4 protein-coding genes are annotated in these 3,974 nt (G+C 72.6%); 2 read left to right on the plus strand and 2 right to left on the minus strand.

Features of this window, described 5'->3' with window-relative positions; genetic code table 11:
* Nucleotides 1-56: 56 nt before the first annotated feature.
* Nucleotides 57-1,049 carry a beta-ketoacyl-ACP synthase 3 gene (locus E1283_RS33275; protein ID WP_132821896.1) on the minus strand — a complete coding sequence of 331 codons (993 nt, stop codon included), beginning with the start codon at nt 1,047-1,049 and terminating at the stop codon, nt 57-59.
* Complete coding sequence (locus E1283_RS33280) at nt 1,046-1,282, minus strand: acyl carrier protein (RefSeq protein WP_132821897.1); 237 nt, start codon at nt 1,280-1,282, stop codon at nt 1,046-1,048. Before E1283_RS33280 ends, E1283_RS33275 begins: the two co-directional genes overlap by 4 nt.
* Nucleotides 1,283-1,530: 248 nt before the next feature.
* Between E1283_RS33280 and E1283_RS33285 the strand changes: the two genes are divergently transcribed.
* Nucleotides 1,531-2,241 (plus strand): TetR/AcrR family transcriptional regulator, encoded by a 711-nt coding sequence (locus tag E1283_RS33285; protein WP_132821899.1) that lies wholly within the window; start codon nt 1,531-1,533, stop codon nt 2,239-2,241.
* A gap of 120 nt (nt 2,242-2,361) precedes the next feature.
* The gene (locus E1283_RS33290; RefSeq protein WP_207930634.1) at nt 2,362-3,921 is read left to right on the plus strand and encodes an MDR family MFS transporter; all 1,560 of its coding nucleotides are present in this window, start codon (nt 2,362-2,364) and stop codon (nt 3,919-3,921) included.
* Nucleotides 3,922-3,974: the final 53 nt, after the last annotated feature.

Consider the following 3,974-nt stretch of genomic DNA (forward strand, 5'->3'; position numbering starts at 1 on the left):
GCATGGGTGGGCTCCTTGCGTGGGGTGGACGGGGACGCGGGCCGGGGGCCCGGCCGTCAGTCCCCGGCGGCGAGCGCGGGCCAGGTGACGCTGGTGCCGCCCCAGGTGAGCCCGGCGCCGAAGGCCGCCAGGATGACGCGCTGCCCGGGGGCGAGGCCGCCGTGCCGGTTGGCGTGGTCGAGAAGGAGGGGCACGGAGGCGGCGGTGGTGTTCCCCGCGTGTTCGATGTTGCTGATCCAGCGGGCCGGGTCGACGCCGAGGTCGGCGGCGAGGGCGCGGGAGATCCGGGCGTTGGCCTGGTGGACCGCGAACCGGTCGACCTCGTGGAGCGACCAGCCGGCCAGCTCGGCGGCGTCGGCCACCGCCCCGCCCATCCGGTGCAGGGCGTGGCGGAACACGGATCGGCCGTCCATGGCGAGCGAGACGCGGCCGTGGCGGTTGAGGGCTCCTCCACCGGCGATGTGGATGAGGTCGCCGTGGTCGCCGTCGCTGCCGAGGACGAACGGGCCGAGGGCGCCGGGTTCGCCGGGGTCTCCGGCGCGCAGGACGACGGCGCCGGCGGCGTCGCCGAAGATCGCGGCGGTGGTGCGGTCCTCCGGGTCGACGACCGAGGACATGGTGTCGGCGCCGACCAGCAGGACACGGTGGAACGTTCCGGCGGCGAGGAGGCCGCCGGCGACGGCCAGGCCGTAGAGGAAGCCGGAGCAGGCGCCGGCGACGTCGAGGGCGGCGACGCCGCAGAGCCCCAGCCGGGCGGCGAGGGTGGGCGCGCTCGACGGGCAGAGCCGGTCGGGCGTGCCGGTGGCCAGCAGCACGGCGTCGACCTGGCCGGAGCCGTCCGACTTCAGGGCGCGGGTGCCGGCCTCGACCGCCATCTCGACGGTCGCGGTGCCCGGTTCGACGCGGCGCCTGGTGCACACCCCGGTGCGCTGGAGGATCCACTCCTCGCTGACGCCGAGTCGCGCGGCGACGACGTCGTTGCCGACCACCGTGGGGGGCTGCCAGGAGCCGAGGCCGCTCAGCACGGCGGCGGGCCGGCCGGCGGTCACGAGGCGACGGGCTCGGTCCGGCGGCGCAGGAACTCGGCGACCTCCGCCACGGTCCGCAGGCCGTAGAGCTCGTCCTCGTCGAGTTCGAGGCCGAGCTCCTGTCGGGCGATGAGGACCAGCTCCGTCACGGCGAGCGAGTCGAGGCCGGCCTCCTCGGGGGTGGCCTCGGGCCGGACTCCGGCGGCGGGGAGTTGGAGTCTGCCCACCATGGTGTCGCGCAGCCATTCGTACATGGTTCTCCCTCGTCCACTCGACACGCCGTGCGGCGCGGTCGGGTTCGTGCGGTGCGGTCGCTGTGTGGCGGGGGCACACGTTTCCACACCGGGACGGGGGCTCCGGGCCGGCTGTCAGCCTCCCGGACGACGTTGGCGGGCAGAAACACCCGGAGGGGTGACGGGGGTCGGCCGGGATGTGACGGCCTCTTCCGACGCGGAGTCGATCGTTGAAAATTAGTTTTGCGTATTCTGAATTTTTTCATACCCTGCAATGTGTGGCGGAGAGATCGGTGCCCGTGGGGCTGCGCGAGCGCAAGAAGCAGGCGACCCGGGCGGCGTTGGGCGAGGCGGCCGTGCGGCTCGCCGTGGCGCGGGGAGTGGAGAACGTGACCGTGGAGGCGATCAGCGCCGAGGTCGGCGTCTCGCCACGCACCTTCTTCAACTACTTCGACCAACGCGACGACGCCTTCGTGATGATCGACGACGAGCTGAGCGAGCGGGTCAGGCACGCCGTGCTGGCCGCGCCCGCCGAGCTCAGCCCGCTCGACGCCGTGCGCGACGCGCTGATCGCCGAGCTGGTGGACGTCGAGGCGCGGCACGGGCTGTGGCAGCTCCGCGCCGAGGTGCTCAGGCAGGCGCCGCACCTGCTGGTCCGCAGCCTGGGCGCGCACACGGCGGACGAGTTCGGCCTGGCCACGGCCGTCGCGCGGCGGCTCCACCCGGCGACCGGCGACGCCGGGGCCCCGGCATCCGGGGAGAGCGCCGACGTCACGGACGCGTACGACGTCGACCCGGCGGCGGTCGGGCTCTACCCGCGCCTGGTGGCGGCCATGGCCGGCACCGCCGTCCGGGTGGCCATCGAACACTGGAGCACGCGCTCGGCCGAGGCGTTCCAGCCGATCTTCCACAGCGCCTTCACCCAGCTTGCCGCCGGGCTGCCCGCCCCCACCGCGGAGGACCGCGGCCCGGTCGGCTGACCACCGGCGGCGAGACCGGCGCGCGGCCACCGCCGTCGGTCTCGCCGCGTCCCTTTCACCGAGTACCGAGAAGGAACGACCGTGAGTTCACCAGAGGCGCCGGCATCCGGTCCGGCCGCCATGAACCAACGCCAGATACTCCAGGCGATGACCGGCCTGATGGCCGGCATGTTCGTGGCCATCCTGGCCGGCACCGTGGTGGCCAACGCGCTGCCCCGGATCATCGCCGACCTGGGCGCCACCCAGTCCTCCTACACCTGGGTCGTCACCTCGGAGCTGCTGGCGATGACCGCCACCGTTCCGCTCTGGGGGAAGCTGTCCGACCTCTACAACAAGAAGCTGCTGCTCCAGCTGTCGCTCGCGATGTTCGTCGTCGGCTCGCTGCTGGCCGGCTTCTCGCAGGGCGTCGGGCTGTTGATCTTCAGCCGGGTCGTGCAGGGCATCGGCGCCGGCGGCCTCACCGCGCTCGTCCAGGTCGTGATGGCCGCCATCATCCCGCCGCGGCAACTCGGCAAGTACGCGGGCATCTTCGGCGCCGTGTTCGCCGTGGGCACGGTCGCCGGGCCGCTGGTGGGCGGCGTGCTGGTGGACACCTCCTGGCTGGGGTGGCGCTGGTGCTTCTTCATCGGCGTGCCGTTCGCGCTGGCCGCGATCCTCATCCTCCAGCGCACCCTGTCCATCCCGACCAGCCGGCGCGAGATCAAGATCGACTACCTGGGCGCCTTCCTGATCGTCTCCGGCGTCTGCTCGCTGCTGATCTGGGTCACCCTGGCCGGCAACGAGTTCGACTGGATGTCCTGGCAGACCGGCGCCTTCACGGTGGGTGGTGCGGTGCTGCTCGGCGCCGCCGTCCTGGTGGAGTCCAGGGTGCCCGAGCCGGTCATCCCGCTGGGCATCTTCCGGAACCGGACGGTCACGCTGACCACGATCGCCAGCCTCCTGGTGGGTCTGGCGATGTTCGGCGGCACCGTCTTCCTCTCCCAGTACTTCCAGATCTCGCTGGGCAACTCCCCCACCGTCGCGGGGCTGATGGGCCTGCCGATGATCATGGGCCTACTGGTGTCCTCCACCGTCGCCGGGCAGATCATCACCCGCACCGGCGTCTGGAAGATCCACCTGGTGATCGGCGGCGCCGTGATGACGGTCGGCCTCGCGCTGCTGGCCACCATCGACCGGGACACCAGCTTCCTGCTGCTGAGCCTCTACATGGCGCTGCTGGGCGTCGGCGTCGGCATGCTGATGCAGAACCTGGTGCTGGCGGCGCAGAACGACGTGCCGGCCAGGGAGTTGGGCGCCGCGACCTCCGTGCTGTCGTTCTTCCGCAGCATGGGCGGCACCATCGGCACCAGCGTGCTGGGCGCGATCCTGGCCAACCGGGTGGCGGACGAGCTGGCCAGCCAGCTGCCGGCGACCGGCGAGGAGGGGGCCTCCGGCGGCGGCGCGCACTCGGTGCCCGACATCTCGCTGCTGCCCGACCCGATCAGGGAGATCGTGCAGGACGCCTACGGCGTGGCGACCGCGGAGCTGTTCCTGGTCGCCACCCCGTTCGCCGCGATGGCGCTGCTGGTGGTGCTCTTCATCAAGGAGAAGCCGCTGAAGACCGCCAGTGGCAACGAGCGGCTCGCCAGCGAGGAAGGCGAGGCCGCCGGGGAGCAGGCGCCGGTGACGCCGGTGCACTGAGCACCGGCACGGTTCGGGTCACGCGGGGAGCGGGGCGCGTCCGAGTTCGGACG

The organism is Streptomyces hainanensis (assembly GCF_004348415.1).
In the GTDB taxonomy this organism is placed as follows: Bacteria; Actinomycetota; Actinomycetes; order Streptomycetales; family Streptomycetaceae; genus Streptomyces; species Streptomyces hainanensis.

Excerpts from the sequence above, each read along its gene's own strand:
- E1283_RS33290 (WP_207930634.1), top strand. The coding sequence starts at position 2,362 with ATGAACCAACGCCAGATACTCCAGGCGATGACCGGCCTGATGGCCGGC.
- E1283_RS33280 (WP_132821897.1), bottom strand. The coding sequence starts at position 1,282 with ATGTACGAATGGCTGCGCGACACCATGGTGGGCAGACTCCAACTCCCC.